Below are 1,597 nucleotides of genomic sequence, written 5' to 3' on the forward strand. Positions count from 1 at the left end.
ATGTGGAAAGCCGCGACGCGACCGATGCGCCTGTGGCGCCGGCCTCGCCGCAGAAATCCGAATCGACCGTTGCTTCCGGCGCGGCACAACAGAATGCACTGGAGCGCGGTGTGCTGGCCGAGCCTGCGCCACCGGCACCGACAGGCGAATTCGCATTGGATGGCGCCGTAAGTGCGCCCAGTACGTCGCGGGCCCGCATGCCGGCCGAGTCCAAGCTGATGGCGCCGCAGCAGCCGTCGACCTTGCCGGCCGACCAGATGCAGCCGCAACCGGAAAACCGCGACCGCATCGAGGATTTCAAGACCAATCCGGTGCATGCGGCACTCGAGGATCCGGTCTCGACCTTCTCGATCGACGTCGACACAGCCTCCTATTCCTTCGTGCGCAGCTCGCTGAAGCAGGGCACCCTGCCGCAGGTCGATACTGTCCGCGTCGAGGAGATGATCAACTACTTCCCCTATGACTGGAAGGGTCCGGAGTCGGCCTCGACACCATTCAACTCGACCGTCAGCGTCATGCCGACGCCGTGGAACACGCATACCAGGCTGATGCATGTCGCCATCAAGGGTTTTGACGTCAAGCCGACCGAGCAGCCGAAGGCCAATCTGGTCTTCCTGATCGATGTCTCGGGCTCGATGGACGAGCCGGACAAGCTGCCGCTGCTCAAATCGGCTTTTCGGCTGCTGGTCAGCAAGCTGAAGGCCGACGACACGATCTCGATCGTAACCTATGCGGGTGACGCCGGCACGGTCCTGGAGCCGACCAAGGCGTCCCAAAAGGACAAGATCCTCAGTGCCATCGACAATCTGACGCCCGGCGGCAGCACGGCCGGCGAGGCGGGCATCAAGGAAGCCTACAGGCTGGCGCAGAAATCCTTCGTCAAGGACGGCGTCAACCGGGTGATGCTCGCCACCGACGGCGACTTCAATGTCGGCCAGAGCGACGACGACGATCTGAAGCGGCTGATCGAAAAAGAGCGCAAGACCGGTGTCTTCCTGTCGGTGTTCGGCTTCGGCCGCGGCAATCTGAACGACCAGATGATGCAGACCATCGCCCAGAACGGCAACGGCACCGCCGCCTATATCGACACGCTGGCCGAAGCCGAGAAGGTGCTGGTCGAAGATGCATCGTCGACGCTGTTCACCATCGCCAAGGACGTCAAGATCCAGGTCGAGTTCAATCCGAACAAGGTCTCGGAATATCGCCTGATCGGCTACGAGACCCGCGCCTTGAACCGCGAGGATTTCAACAATGACCGCGTCGATGCCGGCGATATCGGCTCGGGCCATTCCGTCACCGCGATCTATGAAATCACGCCAAAGGGCAGCGGCGGCGAACAGATCGACGCGCTGCGTTATGGCCAGGCGTCGGTGGACAATGGCGGCGTTGCCAATGCGGACGAATATGCCTTCGTCAAGATCCGCTACAAGCTGCCGAATGAAGACGTCTCGAAGCTGATCACCACGCCGGTGACCTCGGCCAACGAGATCTCGTCTTTCGACCAGGCCAGCACCGACCAGCGCTTCTCCGTCGCGGTCGCCGCCTTCGGCCAGAAGCTGCGCGACGAGGATGCGACTGCGACGGAGAAGCGCTGGTC

General features: G+C 62.4%; 1 protein-coding gene. It reads left to right on the forward strand.

Going from position 1 to position 1,597, the window contains the following annotated elements:
* A partial coding sequence (locus EN994_RS30585) for a VWA domain-containing protein (RefSeq protein ID WP_164746380.1) occupies positions 1-1,597 on the forward strand: 1,597 nt, incomplete at both ends.

Origin of the sequence: Mesorhizobium sp. M7A.F.Ca.CA.002.09.1.1 (assembly GCF_003998555.1) — a bacterium.
Taxonomy (GTDB): Bacteria; Pseudomonadota; Alphaproteobacteria; order Rhizobiales; family Rhizobiaceae; genus Mesorhizobium; species Mesorhizobium ciceri.